The 15,227-nt window shown below is 65.3% G+C and carries 13 protein-coding genes and 1 pseudogene; 7 read left to right on the top strand and 7 right to left on the bottom strand.

Features of this window, described 5'->3' with window-relative positions; all coding sequences use genetic code 11:
• The 3 genes and pseudogenes from ACIQ42_RS06960 to argB form a co-directional block, all read right to left on the bottom strand.
• Positions 1 to 327, bottom strand: a pseudogene (locus ACIQ42_RS06960) (2,3,4,5-tetrahydropyridine-2,6-dicarboxylate N-succinyltransferase); the annotation flags it as partial.
• On the bottom strand, positions 327 to 989 hold the full coding sequence (locus tag ACIQ42_RS06965) for a pyrimidine 5'-nucleotidase (protein WP_397421483.1): 663 nt from the start codon (positions 987 to 989) through the stop codon (positions 327 to 329). The pseudogene ACIQ42_RS06960 and the gene ACIQ42_RS06965, both read right to left, overlap by 1 nt.
• Positions 986 to 1,900 carry an acetylglutamate kinase gene (gene argB / locus ACIQ42_RS06970; RefSeq protein WP_397421484.1) on the bottom strand — a complete coding sequence of 305 codons (915 nt, stop codon included), beginning with the start codon at positions 1,898 to 1,900 and terminating at the stop codon, positions 986 to 988. The genes ACIQ42_RS06965 and argB overlap by 4 nt, the downstream gene beginning before the upstream one ends.
• Before the next feature lie 299 nt (positions 1,901 to 2,199).
• On the opposite strand from argB, the gene dgcA reads away from it, so the two are divergent.
• The gene (gene dgcA / locus ACIQ42_RS06975; protein ID WP_397421485.1) at positions 2,200 to 3,186 is read left to right on the top strand and encodes an N-acetyl-D-Glu racemase DgcA; all 987 of its coding nucleotides are present in this window, start codon (positions 2,200 to 2,202) and stop codon (positions 3,184 to 3,186) included.
• Here dgcA and ACIQ42_RS06980 read toward each other — a convergent pair.
• Positions 3,183 to 4,037 (bottom strand): enoyl-CoA hydratase-related protein, encoded by an 855-nt coding sequence (locus ACIQ42_RS06980; RefSeq protein ID WP_397421486.1) that lies wholly within the window; start codon positions 4,035 to 4,037, stop codon positions 3,183 to 3,185. The two genes, dgcA and ACIQ42_RS06980, sit on opposite strands and share 4 nt — an antisense overlap.
• Before the next feature lie 140 nt (positions 4,038 to 4,177).
• Between ACIQ42_RS06980 and ACIQ42_RS06985 the strand changes: the two genes are divergently transcribed.
• Positions 4,178 to 5,482 (top strand): anthranilate synthase component I family protein, encoded by a 1,305-nt coding sequence (locus tag ACIQ42_RS06985; RefSeq protein WP_397421487.1) that lies wholly within the window; start codon positions 4,178 to 4,180, stop codon positions 5,480 to 5,482.
• A complete protein-coding gene (locus ACIQ42_RS06990) occupies positions 5,479 to 6,258 on the top strand; it encodes an aminotransferase class IV (protein WP_397421488.1) in 780 nt (259 codons plus the stop codon). Before ACIQ42_RS06985 ends, ACIQ42_RS06990 begins: the two co-directional genes overlap by 4 nt.
• On the opposite strand, the gene ACIQ42_RS06995 is transcribed toward ACIQ42_RS06990, so the two are convergent.
• Positions 6,239 to 7,570 (bottom strand): aspartate aminotransferase family protein, encoded by a 1,332-nt coding sequence (locus ACIQ42_RS06995; protein WP_397421489.1) that lies wholly within the window; start codon positions 7,568 to 7,570, stop codon positions 6,239 to 6,241. The genes ACIQ42_RS06990 and ACIQ42_RS06995 overlap by 20 nt on opposite strands.
• A gap of 21 nt (positions 7,571 to 7,591) precedes the next feature.
• On the bottom strand, positions 7,592 to 8,428 hold the full coding sequence (locus ACIQ42_RS07000) for a hypothetical protein (RefSeq protein WP_397421490.1): 837 nt from the start codon (positions 8,426 to 8,428) through the stop codon (positions 7,592 to 7,594).
• A 149-nt stretch (positions 8,429 to 8,577) separates the two neighbouring features.
• Between ACIQ42_RS07000 and ACIQ42_RS07005 the strand changes: the two genes are divergently transcribed.
• The 3 genes from ACIQ42_RS07005 to ACIQ42_RS07015 all read left to right on the top strand — a co-directional run bounded on the left by ACIQ42_RS07005 (position 8,578) and on the right by ACIQ42_RS07015 (position 11,984).
• Complete coding sequence (locus ACIQ42_RS07005; RefSeq protein WP_397421491.1) at positions 8,578 to 9,819, top strand: LLM class flavin-dependent oxidoreductase; 1,242 nt, start codon at positions 8,578 to 8,580, stop codon at positions 9,817 to 9,819.
• Positions 9,820 to 9,857: 38 nt separating this feature from the next.
• On the top strand, positions 9,858 to 10,649 hold the full coding sequence (locus tag ACIQ42_RS07010; RefSeq protein ID WP_397421492.1) for a hypothetical protein: 792 nt from the start codon (positions 9,858 to 9,860) through the stop codon (positions 10,647 to 10,649).
• A gap of 75 nt (positions 10,650 to 10,724) precedes the next feature.
• Positions 10,725 to 11,984 (top strand): cytochrome P450, encoded by a 1,260-nt coding sequence (locus tag ACIQ42_RS07015; protein WP_397421493.1) that lies wholly within the window; start codon positions 10,725 to 10,727, stop codon positions 11,982 to 11,984.
• Positions 11,985 to 12,182: 198 nt separating this feature from the next.
• Here ACIQ42_RS07015 and ACIQ42_RS07020 read toward each other — a convergent pair whose 3' ends face one another.
• The gene (locus ACIQ42_RS07020) at positions 12,183 to 13,211 is read right to left on the bottom strand and encodes an endonuclease/exonuclease/phosphatase family protein (protein WP_397421494.1); all 1,029 of its coding nucleotides are present in this window, start codon (positions 13,209 to 13,211) and stop codon (positions 12,183 to 12,185) included.
• Positions 13,212 to 13,651: 440 nt separating this feature from the next.
• Here ACIQ42_RS07020 and ACIQ42_RS07025 point away from each other — a divergent pair.
• Positions 13,652 to 15,227, top strand: a 1,576-nt coding sequence (locus tag ACIQ42_RS07025; RefSeq protein ID WP_397421495.1) for a glutamate synthase central domain-containing protein, incomplete at its 3' end; no start/stop codon positions are given.

A 15,227-nucleotide genomic window follows, 5' to 3' on the forward strand; every position in this document is an offset into this window, starting at 1 on the left:
GGGCACGGCGCGAAAGCCTGCGGCTTCAAACCGCGCAGCGTCCCAGCCGGCGAACTTCGACGGTACCTTGTCCCAGTAAGGCCCCGGGGCGTCACCTTCCATCAACTCGTTCGGATTCAGGCGGAACGACAACAGGATCGCCTGCTTGGCCCATTGATGGGTGGTCCAGACGCCGTCCGAGCTACGTGAAGCCACCCGCAGGATGCCGCTGTCCAGCTGGTCAAGGGTCTCGCGCACGGCGTCACGGATCTCGCCCCTGGTGCCTGTGTTGACGCCGTCCCGAGCCTCCCAGGCAGCTTCAATGATGCGCTTCAGGTCTTCGGACATCAGGCGGCCTCCCGGAGTTGCGCGCTGGCAAGGAAAGGCGCCAGCGTATCGGTTCTGTGATGGACAAATTGAGCGGTGGATAAGGCGGCGTGCGCGCCCACCAGCACGGTGGTCATGCCAAGCTCGGCGGCCGGCGCCAGATTGCGCTCCGCGTCCTCGAAGAAGGCTGTGACAGCCGGATTTATACTGTGCGCCGCACTCATCAGGGCGAAGGCCTCGGGGCTGGGCTTGGGTTCATAGTTGGCCGAACCGATGTGGAATACGTCGTCGAACAGGTGACTGAGACCGAGGCGCTCCAGCACGCGCTCGGCATGAACATCATCGGCGTTGGTGAAGATCAGCCGCCGCCCCGGCAGGCGCTCCAGGGCTGCCAGGAGCTGGGGCTCATGGGCCAGCGCCTCCAGCGACAGGTCGTGGAAGATGGCGTGAAACTCGGCCGGATCCACACCGTGGTTCAGCATCATCCCCTTCAGGGTCAGGCCATGCTCGGCCAGATAGGCTTTCTGCAGCCGGAACGCTTCATCCCGGGGCAGTCCCGTGACCTTCTCGACGTAATCGGTCATCCGTACGACCATCTCGGCCATAAAGCCCGACTCGGCCGGATAGAGGGTGTTGTCCAGGTCGAACAGCCAGGTGTCGATATGGCGCAGGTCGGCGCTCATCGGCGGATCATGGTGCCGGATCCGTGCTCGGTGAACAGTTCCACCAGCATGGCATGGGGCCTGCGACCGTCCAGGATCACTACGGCCTCGACACCAGCCTCGACGGCCGCCATGGCGGTTTCCAGCTTGGGGATCATCCCGCCGGTCGCCACCCCGTCCGCAATCGCCTGTCGGGCCTCGGCGACGGTCATCTGGGCGAGCCGGTTGCCGTCCTTGTCCAGTACGCCGGCCACATCTGTCAGCAACAGCATACGCTTGGCGTCCAGCGCGCTTGCCAGAGCACCGGCCACGGTGTCGGCGTTGATATTGTAGGTCTGGCCTTCCTCCGATACGCCGATCGGCGCGATCACGGGAATATAGTCGTCGTCGGCGCTCAGCAGCGCCTTGATGATCGTTGTGTCGATGGCCTTGGGTTCGCCGACAAATCCCAGATCGACCACTTTCTCGATCTCTGAGTCCGGATCCTTCCGGGTCCGGGTGACCTTTTCGACGGTGATCAGCCGCGCGTCCTTGCCGGAAAGACCTACGCCGCGCACCTTGGCCTGCGATCCGGCCTGGGTGATCCAGCTGGCGATTTCCTTGTTGATGGCACCGGACAGCACCATCTCGGCGACTTCCATGGTGGCCGCGTCCGTGACCCGCAGGCCGTCGATGAACGTCGACTTTACGCCGGCGCGGTCCAGCATGGCCGAAATCTGCGGACCGCCACCGTGAACGACAACGGGGTGCAGACCCAGCATCTTCAGGAGGACAACGTCCGTGGCGAACAGCCGGGCCACCGACTCATCCCCCATGGCGTGGCCGCCATATTTAATGACCACGGTCTCACGATCGTAGGTCTGGATATAGGGCAGGGCCTCCGCGAGCGTCTTTGCGGTGGCCCAACCCTGCTCTTCGGTCTCTTCGCCCAATGACCCGTCCTCGAAACATGCGCGTCCCGATAGCGGACGGGGGCGTGGCTGTCACGCGGCGGTCTGATGATCGCCGCCAATCCGCCAATGATCGCAGAAAAGACAACGCCGGGGCGGAAGTCGCCTGCCGCAACCGCATCACCAACAGCGCCAGACTGAACGCAACCCATGATTGCCGTCGGAATTCCCGACACGATCAGCGGCATCGCAAAGAACGCCACAAAACGCCGACCGATGACGCCGACGGTCCGGGTGATCACCCGGTCGACGTTTTGCGCCGGATGGGTGAAAAGCCGCGCATGAGCCTCGTCCTCCGTGTCCGTGCCGAACGTCTGGCCCTGCGCGCGCCATTCCGCATCTCGCGCGGCGTCAAGACCCATGCTGAGGTGGTCGTCGCCGAACTGGCCGATGGTGAGGTGCTGGGGCGCGGCGAGTGTGTGCCCTACGCCCGTTATGGCGAAACCCTGGATGGTGTCGCCGCCCGGTTGGCCGCCGTGGGCGACCGGCTGCGTAGCGGTATGCCGATAGAAGCCGTACTGGCCGCACTCCCGGCCGGCGCAGCGCGCAACGCGCTGGACTGCGCGCTCTGGGATCTTGAGGCCCGTCGCACCGGCCGCTCGGTGGGCCAGCGTCTGGGTCGTCCGCCGCCTGGTCCGATACCGACCGCCGTGACCATCAGCCTGGGTGCCCCGGCCGCCATGCGCGCCGCGGCGGCAGCGGTGGCCGATGCGCCGCTGCTGAAGGTCAAGCTGGATGCTGAACAGCCCGCTGCCTGCCTGGCCGCCGTGGTCGAGGCCGCCCCGGACGCGCGGCTGATTGTCGATCCCAACGAGGGCTGGACCCTCGCTGTCCTGATGGCCATGGCCGACCAGATTTCGCGGCTGAATGTGATCATGGTGGAACAGCCGCTGCCCGCTGACGCAGACCAGGACCTCGAGGGCCTGGTCTATCCCGCCCCGCTGTGCGCCGACGAGGCGGTCCATACCTCCGAAGACCTGGAGCGGGTGGCCGGGCGCTATCAGATGGTCAACATCAAGCTCGACAAGGCCGGCGGCCTGACCGAGGCGCTGGCGATGGCGGACCGTGCGCGGGCGCTCGGGCTCGGCGTCATGGCGGGCTGCATGGTCTGCAGTTCCATCTCCATCGCCCCCCATCTATGGGTCGCCGCCCAGGCTGACGCCTGCGACCTCGACGGCCCCTGGTGGCTGGCACAGGACCGCCCCGGCGGCTGCCGTGTGGAGTCCGGCGTGCTCTACCCGCCACAGTCGGGGTTCTGGGGCGGCTAGTCCTTCCACCAGGGATAGAGGTCCGGCATGTTCTCGGACACCCGTCCCGGGAACCGGGGCGGGCGCTTCTCGAGGAAGGCGCTGACGCCTTCCTTCACGTCGGGGCCGGCGCCCAGGATCATCGACAGGCGACCATCCACGGCCAGCGCGCCCGAGGGGTCCGGTTCGCCGGAGAAGCGCCATAGCATCTGCCGCGCCAGCGCGATGGACACAGGCGCGGTGTTTTCGGCGATCTCCATCGCGATCTCGCGAGCGCGAACCAGTAACTGGTCCGGATCGACGACCTCGCTCACCAGTCCGCCGGCCAGGGCCTCGTCGGCCGGAACCAGCTTGCCCGTCAGGCACCAGCGCAGCGCCTGCGGCAGGCCCACTAGTCGGGGCAGGAACCAGGCGCTGCCGGCCTCCGGCACCAGGCCGCGACGCGCGAAGATAAAGCCTATCCGCGCGCCCGACGCTGCGATCCGGATGTCCATCGGCAGGGTCAAGGTGGCGCCCACGCCCACGGCCGCCCCATTGATCGCTGCTATGGATGGCTTGCGACAGCCATAGATGGCCCCCACGAATCCGCCGCCTTCGGCCCGCGCCTGGCCTGGAGCCTGGAACGCCACGGACCCTTCCGCCTGGGTGTCGAAAGCACCCGCGCCGGCCGAGATGTCCGCGCCGGCGCAGAAGCCCCGACCCGCGCCCGTGACAATCACCACTCGCACCGCGTCGTCCGCATCTGCTCTCTGAAACGCGTCGGTCAGCTCGGCGCCCATGGTGGCGGTGTAGGCGTTCAGCTTGTCCGGTCGATTGAGTGTGATCGTAAGAACGGGCCCGTCTAGCTCGTAGAGCAGGGTCTCATAGGCCATCGCATCCTCCTGGCGTTTTGCACATCACACGCGCCTTCCGATGCGGCAGGCAAGCGCAGGCGAATCCGCCAGAGATGGGCTATAGGCAGCGCGTGACGTGCGGCCCCCAAATCCTCGATACTTCCGGTGATCTGAGAGCCGTGGCGCTACGCGCCTTCGCATGGGCCGACCCGCTGGAGGTCGCGTCGGCTTTCGCTGATGAGACGCATGCCTGCGTGCTGCTGTCGGGCGAAGGGGGTTGGTCGTATGTCCTGCGTCACCCCCAGCTGACGGTCAGGGGCGAGGACCCCGCAGATCTGGATTGTTCAGGCGCTGAATTGTACGCCGGGGGACCGCCGTTCCAGGGGGGCTTTGTCGGCCTCGCCGCCTATGAACTTTCTGCTGAGCTGGAGCCCACGGCGCCCCAGGCGCGGGGCGATGGGCCGGACCTGATCGTACTGTGCTATCCGGCGCTGCTGGCGTTCCACGCCGGCGACCGGCGCGCGGTGGCCGTGGGTCGGGGCCCCGATGCCCTCATGGCAAAGGCCCGGGCGGATGCGGCGTTGACCTGGCTGGACGGCCCGCGATGCTGCGCGCGAACCGGCGTGCTGGCCGATCATGTTGCGTGCGCTGTGTCCGACACCGACCACGCCCTGGCAGTGGCGGACACCGTCGGTCGGATTGCCGGCGGCGACCTGTTCCAGGCCAATCTGGCCCGACCCTGGCGGGGGCGACTTGCGGCGGGCGTCACACCGTTCGATCTGTTCCGCCGACTGACGCGCCAGAGCCCGGCGGCCTATGCGGCTTACCTGCGTCTTCCCGGTCGCGCCCTGGTCTCCAATTCACCGGAGCAGTTCCTGTCGGTCCGTCGGGAAGGTGACGCACTATGGGTCGAGAGCCAGCCGATCAAAGGCACCCGCGCGCGCGGCGTCGACCCGGTGAGCGATGCGGCGCTGGCCGCCGAGCTTCAGGCCAGCGCCAAGGATCAGGCGGAGAATCTGATGATCGTCGACCTGATGCGCAATGATCTGGCCCGGGTCTGCGATCCCGGCACGGTGAGCGTCCCGGCGCGCGCGGTCCTGCGCAGCTACGCCAATGTCCACCACCTGGTCTCGCGCGTCCGGGGGCGGCTGAGGTCTGGAGCCACGGCCTGGGACGCCTTCTGTGCTGCCTTCCCGCCAGGCTCGGTAACGGGCGCGCCCAAGCTGGCGGCTATGTCTGTGATCGCCCGCCACGAGCCGCCCAGGGGTCCCTATTGCGGCAGCCTGTTCTGGCTGGGCCTCGACGGGGCGATGGAGGCCAGTGTTCTCATCCGCACGGTCTCTCTGAGCGAAAACCCGGCAGGCTGGGTGTTCGAAGCCCGCGCGGGCGGCGGAATCGTCGCCGACAGTGACCCGATGTCCGAAGTGCGGGAGACGACGACCAAGATCGGCGCCATCCTGAGGGCGCTGACGGGGGCGAGATGACTGATATCCCCATGGATGACCGTGGATTCACCCTGGGTCACGGCCTGTTCGAGACCGTGCTGTGGGCATCCGGCGAACCGGAACACTGGGACGCCCATGTGGAACGCCTGGAGCGAGGCTGCCGGTCGCTGGCCCTGCCCCTGCCGGACCGGCGGGATATGCGTTCGGCGGCCGATGCCGCGGTTCGCGGCCTCGGGCCAGCAAAGCGCGTCGCTGTCCGGCTCAGCTGGACGGCCGGATCGGGCGGTCGCGGGCTTGATCTCCCGGAAGTGCTGGAGCCCCGGCTGGCCGTATCGGCAGCGCCTTCGGAGCTTCCCGCCGGCCCGGTCTCCCTGACAACCGCCCGCGTCCGTCGCAATGACCGCTCGCCGACGTCGCGGCTGAAATCGTTGTCCTACCTCGACAACGTCCTGGCCCGGGCTGAGGCGCGCACGGCGGGGGCCGAGGAAGCGCTGATGCTGAACACCGCCGGCGAGATCGCCTGCGCTGCAGCGGCCAATGTGTTCTGGATCCGCCATGACGAGGTGTTCACCCCCAGCCTGGAGTGCGGGGTTCTGGACGGGATCATGCGCCGCGAAGTTATCGCCGCCTGCCAGGGCCTCGGACTGCCGGTGGGGGAGGTATTCGCCAACCCAGGCCGTCTGGCCGGCGCGCCGATGTTCATCACCAACAGCCTGATCGGCGTACGCGCGGTGGCCAGTCTGGACGGCAACCCCCTTCCGACGTCGGCGCGCGTAGCGGCGATCGCCAGGGCGGTCAGTCGAGCGTCGAAATGACCCGGCGCAGGGTTTCCACGATCCGGCCGATCTCGCCCTCGCTGACGATCAGAGGCGGAGAAAGGGCGATGGTGTCGCCGGTGGCGCGTACGAGAACGCCTGCCTCCAGCATGCGAACCAGCATTTCATAGCCGCGTGCGCCCGGAGCTCCGGGACGCGGCGCCAGGTCAAGCCCCGCCATAAGGCCAAGGTTGCGAATGTCGGTCACGTGCGGTGCGTCCGCCAGGCTGTGGATCGCCGTCTCCCAGGTTTCGGCGAGGCCCCCGACACGCGTCAACAGACCCTCGCGGCGGTAGATCTCCAGCGTGGCGAGCCCGGCGGCGGCGGCTACCGGATGGCCGGAATAGGTGTAGCCGTGGAAGAACTCGATCACGCCCTCCGCGCCGCTGTCGACCACCGCGTCGTGCACCGCCCGGCTGGCGAACACGGCGCCCATCGGCAGAACGCCATTGGTGATGGCCTTGGCGGTGGTCATCAGGTCAGGGACCACGCCGAAATGATGGGCGGCGAAGGCGGAGCCCAGTCGCCCGAAGCCGGTGATCACCTCATCGAAGATCAGCAGGATTCCATGGGCGTCGCAGATGGCGCGCAGGCGCTCCAGATAGCCCACCGGCGGTGGCAGCACCCCGGCGGATCCCGACACCGGCTCGACGATCACCGCCGCCAGGGTTTCGGCGCCGTGCAGTGCGATCAGCTGTTCGAGATCTTCGGCCCGTTCGGCGCCATGGGCGGGCAGTCCCCGGGAAAACGCGTTCCGCGCCGGATCATGAGTGTGGCGCATATGGTCCGAGGGCAGGGTTACAAAAGTCCGGCGATTGTTCACCAGCCCGCCCGCCGATATCCCGCCGAAGCCGACGCCGTGATAACCTTTCTCGCGACCCACGATGCGGGTGCGCTGTCCCTGGCCGCGGGCGCGGTGATAGGCCATGGCGATCTTCAGCGCGGTATCCACCGCCTCCGATCCCGAGTTGGTGAAGAAAACCCGGTCGAGGCCCGATGGCGTCAACTTCGCCAGCGCCGAAGCGAAGTCAAAGGCGACGGGATGGCCCATCTGGAATGTGGGCGCATAGTCCAGGGTCATCAGCTGCCTGTGGACGGCGTCGGCGATCTCGATACGCCCGTGACCTGCGTTGACGCACCAGAGACCCGAGGTCGCGTCCAGAATCTCGCGGCCATCCTCCGTGCGGTAGTACATCCCGGCTGCAGACGCCAACAGACGCGGCGCGGCCTTGAACTGCCGGTTTGCGGTGAACGGCATCCAGAAAGCCGACAGGTCCAGGCTGTTGGCGAGAGTGGGCGCGGCGTCGTCCATCAGGGTCTCGTCTGCTCGAATTCAGCCCTGCGCCCAGAGGGGGGAGGAGCCTTTCAGCACCCGCAGGAAATAGAGGACGCGGGCGATGTCGCGCCCGGCCTCGGTGAAGATGACTTCATACCAGACGTTCTCGGTCTTTGGGCTCTCACTCAGCTTGAGCACCCTGGTACGGGCCTGATAGTCGACGCCCACCCTGAGTGGCCCGGCCAGGTTCTGCACCTCCAGCGCGCCGTAGAGGGCGACTTGCGGGCGGGTGGATTTCGCCATCACCGCCTCGCGCGTCATGTGCGCCATGTGGATCACCAGTGACGGGGGCAGGATACCGGTCTCATAGGCGGGTAGGGCCTCGGTGATGACCCCCAGAGAGCGGGCCAGGGTCTCCGGCGCCACGGATACGGCCAGATCGTGGTTTTCATCTCCGACCTGCATCGCGGCCAGGATGCGCAGCGCACCGGCGGCCGCCGGGGTCTGTGTCTCGAACCGCCGCGCCAGTTCCGACCCGGCGTCGGGTTGGGCCGATGCTGTCCCCTGGCAGATCAGGGCGCCGTCGCGGTTGTGCATCGAGAGTCGCAGGCGGTCCGCGCCGGGCTCGACAGCGCATTGAACCTCCTCGCGGTCCACGGTCGCCTGGGTGAAATAGACCGATAGCCCGCCGGTCTCGAACCATTGCGGTCCAAAGTTTTCCACCAGGCGTGGCACGAACTGGTCCAGGTGGATCGATCCCGCCACCGTGCCGCCACGAAAGCCAAGTCGCGTCGCCGTGGCGTCGTCATGGATCGAGCCCCGGGCCTCGGCGGCCATGTTGCGCGGCGTCCGGAACGGACCCACCCAGGTTTCCGGCGATACGGCTTCGCTCATGGCGATCTCCCAATTCCCGCTCTTCCGGCGGCCGGCCGACGCTGACCCTGACGGACGGCGACGTCAACGGGCTTGCCATCACGTACTGTCCAACGCGAAGGTGAATTCAAGAGCGCCGAAGGGCGTCGACCAACAGGAGCAAACGCGCCATGCGGTTCGGGATCTTCTACGAGCACCAGCTGCCCAAACCCTGGAATCCGGGCGATGAGGCCAGGATGTTCCATGACGCCCTGGAGCAGGTCGTGCTCGCTGACCGACTAGGCTATGACTACGCTTGGGAGGTGGAACATCATTTCCTCGAGGAATACTCCCACTCTTCCGCACCTGAGGTGTTCCTGTCAGCCTGTGCGGCCCTGACCAAGAACATCCGGGTAGGCCACGGCATCCGCCAGGTGATCCCCAACTACAATCATCCGGCGCGCACCGCCGAGGGTCTGGCGACCCTCGACATCATCTCCCGCGGCCGGCTCGACTTCGGCATCGGCGAGGGGGCGACCCGGCTGGAACTGGGCGGCTTCGGCATTCCCGCCCGCGAGAAGAGGGCCATGGCCATCGAGGCCGCCGAGCAGATCGCCAACATGATGGTGATGGACCCCTATCCGGGCTTTGAAGGGAAGAGCTTCTCCTTTCCCTGCCGCAATGTGATCCCCAAGCCGATGCAGTCACCCCATCCGCCCATGTGGATGGCCTGCACCAATCGCGACACCATCAAGGTGGCGGCTTCCCTTGGCGTGGGCGCGCTGGCGTTCTCCTTTGTCAATCCGGAGGAGGCGCGAGCCTGGGCCGATATCTACTACGGGATCATCAAGTCCGAAGCGTGTGTCCCCATCGGCCATGCGGTGAACGCCAACATCGCCATGGTCTCGAACTTCTCGGTCCATCACGATCGCGACGAGGCGATCCGACGCGGCCAGGAGGGGTTCGAATTTTTCTCCTATGCGGTCAACGCCCTGGTGGCCCACGACGCGGTGCCAGGCCGCTCCACCCTGTTCGAGGATTTCCAGAAGTCTCGCGCAGCCAGCGACGACGAGATCATCGCGGCGCGCAAGGCTGCGAAGTTCAACGCCAACGGCATTGGCACGCCTGATGATATCCGCCAGCACATCGCTGCCTTTCAGGCCGCAGGAGTGGATCAGGTGATTTTCCTGCAGCAGGCCGGTCGCAACCGGCACGCCCACATCTGTGAGTCGCTTGAGCTGTTCGCGGCCGAGGTGATGCCGACGTTCAAGGCCGAGGTGGCAGAGCGGGAGGCCCGCAAGCAAATGGAACTTGCGCCCTATCTGGCCGCCGCGATGGCGCGCAAGACATGGATGAAGCCGCTCGAGGATCACGAGATTCCCGTCGTTCCGTCCTCGAGGCCAAAAGCCCAGATCAACGAGGCGGCGGGGTAGGCCGCCCGCCGGGCGGCATCAATTTGGGGGAGATCAGAATGACAACGACGACTGATGAGTCACTCGTGCCCGACCAGAGGGACGACCGCTTCTTTCTGGGCGCTGCGATCGCTATGGGCGTTGTGCTCGTTGCAGGCTTCTCGGTTCAGCTGGCGATGGGCAGATCCAGCTTCTCGGCGCCTCTGATTGTCCATGCGCATGCCGTGGTTTTCATGGGCTGGCTGGGCATCTACCTCTTGCAGAATTTCTTCGCCGCCACAGGTCGGAGCGCACTTCATCGCCGACTTGGCTGGATCGGGGCTGGTTGGATCTTGGCGATGCTGGTGCTCGGTTGCGCCGTCACCGTTGAGATGGCGCGTCGCGGGGAGACCCCGTTCTTCTTCCGTCCTCTGCAGTTTCTGGTGTTCGATAACCTGTCGCTGCTCACTTTCGTGGGACTGACCGTCGCCGCTATTGTGTTGCGGCGACAGACAGACTGGCATCGCCGTCTGCATTTCTGCGCTATGGCGATCATCATTGGCCCTGGCCTTGGCCGTCTGCTGCCCATGCCTTTGCTGGCGCCCTGGGCCTGGGAGGCGACATTTGTTGTCTCGCTGATCTTCCCCCTCATCGGGATGTTTGCCGACTATCGCCGCAGCGGACGCGTTCATCCAGCCTGGGGTGGGGGATTGGCGGCCATGTTCGGGATGCTTCTGGTTGTCGAAGCCGTCACCTACAGCCCGGTCGGCGAGGCGCTCTACCATGCCGTGGTTGCGGGATCGCCGGGCGCCGCCGTTGCGCCGCTGGACTTCCCGCCGCCGCCCGGACCGCCGCCTGCCGGCGCCAGCTGAAACAGACCAGACTGAAGAACGAGATTTGCGAGATAGCCCAAAACAGGCGCATGCTCATGCGAGGGAGACACGTTCATGGCTGATGGCGCGATCAATCTGAAAGATGAGTTCCAGGCAAAGGCGTGGTCCACGCCGCTGGAGGATCTGAACCCCGGCGATCCGGAGCTTTTCCTGAACGACGCCCACTGGCCCTATTTCGAGCGCCTGCGCGCCGAGGCCCCGGTGCACTGGTGTAAGGACAGTGAGTTCGGCCCCTACTGGTCGGTGACCCGCTATCAGGACATCATGGCGGTGGACACCAACCACGCCACCTTCTCCTCGGATGCGGCGCTAGGCGGGATCACGATCCGCGATGCGCGTCCGGACCTGCGGCGGCCCAGCTTCATCGCCATGGACCCGCCCAAGCACGACGTGCAGCGCAAGGCGGTCAGCCCCATCGTCTCCCCCGCCAACCTGATGCAGATGGAACCGATTATCCGCGAGCGGGCCGGCAAGATCCTCGACGCCCTGCCAGTTGGCGAAACTTTCGACTGGGTCGACCGGGTGTCCATCGAGCTCACCACACAGATGTTGGCGACGCTGTTTGACTTCCCCTTCGAGGAGCGTCGAAAGCTCACGCGTTGGTCCGATGTAGCGACAGCCTTGCCCCTAGCCGGCGGCATCGTCGAATCGGAAGAGGCCCGTCAGGCCGAGCTCATGGAGTGTCTGGCCTATTTCACCGGCCTCTGGAACGAGCGGGTGAATCTGCCGCCGCGAGGCGACCTGATCTCGATGATGGCCCACAGCGACGCCACCCGGAACATGAGCCCGGATGAATATCTGGGGAATGTGATCCTGCTGATCGTGGGCGGTAACGATACCACCCGAAATTCCCTCAGCGGGGGTCTCTATGCCCTCAGCAAGTTCCCAGCCGAGTTCGAAAAGCTGCGCGCCGACCACAGCCTGGTCACCAGCATGGTTCCCGAGATCATCCGCTGGCAAACGCCGCTGGCCCATATGCGCCGCACGGCTGTCGAGGATGTGGAACTGGGTGGCCAGACCATCAAAAAGGGCGACAAGGTCGTCATGTGGTACGTCTCCGGCAACCGCGACGACGCCGAGATCGCCAACCCTGACGCCTTCATCATTGATCGCGAGCGTCCGCGCCAGCACCTGTCTTTCGGTTTTGGCATTCATCGCTGCGTCGGCAATCGGCTCGCGGAGTTGCAGCTCAAGATCGTCTGGGAAGAAATTCTCAAGCGCTGGAGCCACATCGAGGTGATGGGTGAGCCCAAGCGCGTGCGGTCCAGCTTCGTGAAGGGCTACGAGAGCCTGCCTGTCAGGATCCGGGCCTAGAGATTGTCCGGTTCAGATGGAGTCATCTGAACCGGATAAACAGGCTCGTTATCAAATGTTTAGAGCACGACGGGCGCTTGAACGGGTATCCACTTCAAGTTGTCGTGCTCTAGGCAGGCTGCCTGATGCCAATGCGGGTCATTGACCGCGAAGACGTCAGCGAACGCCTGACGCACGAACCCTGCATTCCGCTGACGCTCAGGGCTTCCAGGATACCTTTACACCCCAGGCACCCATCCTCGGTTTCACGACGAGGGATTCACTTGCCCTGTACTTGAAGGTGCTGTCCGGCCTGGCCCACTTGAGTTGATAGCGAACCACGTACCCGTCATGGTCTGAAAGTCGCGCCTGCTCTTTCGATCCAGCGAACATTGTGTCGGTTTTCAAGGGGCGGACGTCGACATCCTGACTTGACACAAAAGCCTGCAGATCCTGCGACCGCAGCCAGGGCTCCAGTGTGGGGTCGCCGCCCACGGCTCCACCACAATCTGACGCCTGCTGACTGCAAAACTCGCTCACCACAGTGTAGGGGCGATCAAGGGCATCGTAGTAGTAGCGCTGCGGCGCATTCTTGACGTTGAAATCGCCGCCGATGACCATCGGGATACCCGCTTCGCGATTGGCGTCGATAAAGGTGTTCAACTGTCGCACCTGGCGATTGTGCGCCGCCAGTGCGTCCGCGGGGGCGGCCCGGGAAGCCCGCTTTGAATTCAGGTGCGTGTTTACGATGTCGATAGGTGTGGCCGCGCCTTCTGGAACCACGCGGACCCACATGGCGCCCTTGTTGGCGAAACAATCCAGCCCTGCGCAGTCGCCGAAAGCGTGCCGTTTGACGTTAATGATCGGGGCATCCGAAAGGACATGTAGTCCGGCGCCAGTCAGTCGGCCAAAGCCCGATCCGCGCCCCGGCCCCCGCGCCCAGAAGCGGTAACCGCTGGTCTGCACCAGGTCGGCAATTTCACTGCGAAACCCCTCCTGGATCAGAACGACGTCCGGTTGGAGCCCGGATTGGCGCATCTGCGCCAGTTCCCGACCGATTTCCCGCAGCGCGTCTCCGCGACCGCTGGCGATGGGCCAGGGGAGGCCTCGCACATTGTAAGTCAGGACGCTGAGGTCCTGGGTGTGATGAGTTGGATCGAGAGAGAGGTCGGAGGAACCGCCAGGAACCCCGACATCGACCGCCGGTCGCTCAATCGACGCGACGGGGGGTACGTTTTCCAAGTACATCACCGGCCACTCCAAGATTTACGCGCAGGTTGATGCGGATCTTGAGCCGAACCGCTTTCATCCCTCGTCGCGTTGCTCAAGTGCTGCCTGAAGGATCTGTGATGATCTTTAGGCGGAGGCTAGATGATCTGATTGGGTTACCGCCATGTGGCGTCTTTGATGCAGTTTCATGTCGCGAGCGGAATTGTTGGCCTCCGGCGTCTTGCCGGTGGCCCTGCATTCGCCTTCGCCCGAACGCCAATTCGGACGTCGCGCGAAGCGGCCGTAGGCGCGCCCGACGCCGCATCTTCGGCGCCAGTTGGAAGAATCTGCCCCCACCCAGCGGTCCTGCCCATCGACAAGGGCCAATCATGCCGGGTAAATGCGCCCGAGATGCACGTACGGCCCTCCTCAAGTGAGGTATCGGGTCGCGGTTACGCGTGCTTGTGTGAGAGACGACGATGGGACTGCCCGAGCCGCAAGGACTCTACGATCCGGCGAACGAGCACGATGCGTGCGGCGTGGGCTTTGTCGCGAATATCAAAGGCCGAAAATCGCACGAAGTCGTCCGGTCCGGTCTTCAGATCCTGCTGAATATCGACCATCGCGGCGCTGTAGGCGCGGACCCGCTTGTGGGCGACGGCGCCGGCTGTCTTATCCAGATCCCTGATGGCTTGTACCGAGCCTGGGCTGAAGAGGCCGGGGTCGAGCTTCCGCCGCCAGGCGAATACGCGGTCGCAATGTGCTTCCTGCCGCAGGATTCGCTCAGCCGGGCTGCGGCCATGGAGCAGTTCGAGCACTTCCTGCGCGTGGAAAAGCAGCCGCTGATCGGGTGGCGCGACGTGCCCACGGATCCGACAGGCCTGGGCGAAGCTGTGCTGGCGTCGATGCCGGTGGTGCGGCAGGCGTTCATCGGCCGGGGTCCCAACGTAAAGGACCAGGACGCTCACGAGCGCAAGCTGCTGGCCGTGCGCAAGCAGTTCCAGAATCCCTTGGCCGACGTCGCGGCCAAGCGGGGCCTGCCGGAACTGGTCAACGTCTATCTGCCGTCACTGTCCACGCGCACCGTGGTCTACAAGGGCCTGTTGCTGGCCGGCCAGGTGGGGACCTTCTACAAGGACCTGTCGGACGAGCGATGCACGTCGGCCCTGGCGCTGGTCCACCAGCGATTCTCCACCAACACCTTCCCGTCCTGGAAGCTGGCCCACCCGTACCGGTTCATTGCCCATAACGGCGAGATCAACACGGTCCGCGGCAATGTGAACTGGATGAACGCGCGGCGCCGTTCGCTGGAAAGCGATCTGATTGGCCCCGATCTCAACAAGATGTGGCCCCTGATCCCGCACGGCCAGTCTGACACCGCCTGCCTCGACAACGCTCTCGAGCTGCTGGTGGCGGGTGGTATTCCGTTGGCCCAGGCGGTGATGATGCTGATCCCGGAAGCCTGGGCCGGCAACCCGCTGATGGACGCCAAGCGGAAGGCTTTCTACGAGTATCACGCCGCGCTTATGGAGCCCTGGGACGGCCCCGCCGCCGTGGCCTTTACGGACGGTCGCCAGATCGGCGCCACTCTTGATCGGAACGGCCTGCGCCCGGCGCGCTTCGTGATCACTGACGAAGACCACGTGATCATGGCTTCCGAGGTCGGCGTGCTGGACGTTCCGGAAGCGCGCATCGTCCGCAAGTGGCGTCTCCAGCCCGGCAAGATGCTGCTCATCGACATGGAAGAAGGCCGCATCATCGAGGACGAGGAGATCAAGCGGACCCTCGCCGAAGCCGAACCCTATGAGGAATGGCTGGCGGAAACCCAGTTCAAGCTGGAAGAGCTTTCCATGGAGGGCGTCGCCGGCGAAGCGGTAACCAATGACCCCGAGACCCTTCTCGATCGCCAGCAGGCGTTTGGTTACACCCAGGAAGACCTGCAGTTCTTCCTCGAACCCATGGGCCGCGACGGGGACGATCCTATCGGCTCCATGGGCGCCGACACGCCCATCGCCGTACTCTCGCAGCGTCCGAAGCTGATATACGAGTACTTCA

It is taken from the genome of Phenylobacterium sp. (genome assembly GCF_044372605.1).
Classification (GTDB): Bacteria; Pseudomonadota; Alphaproteobacteria; order Caulobacterales; family Caulobacteraceae; genus Phenylobacterium.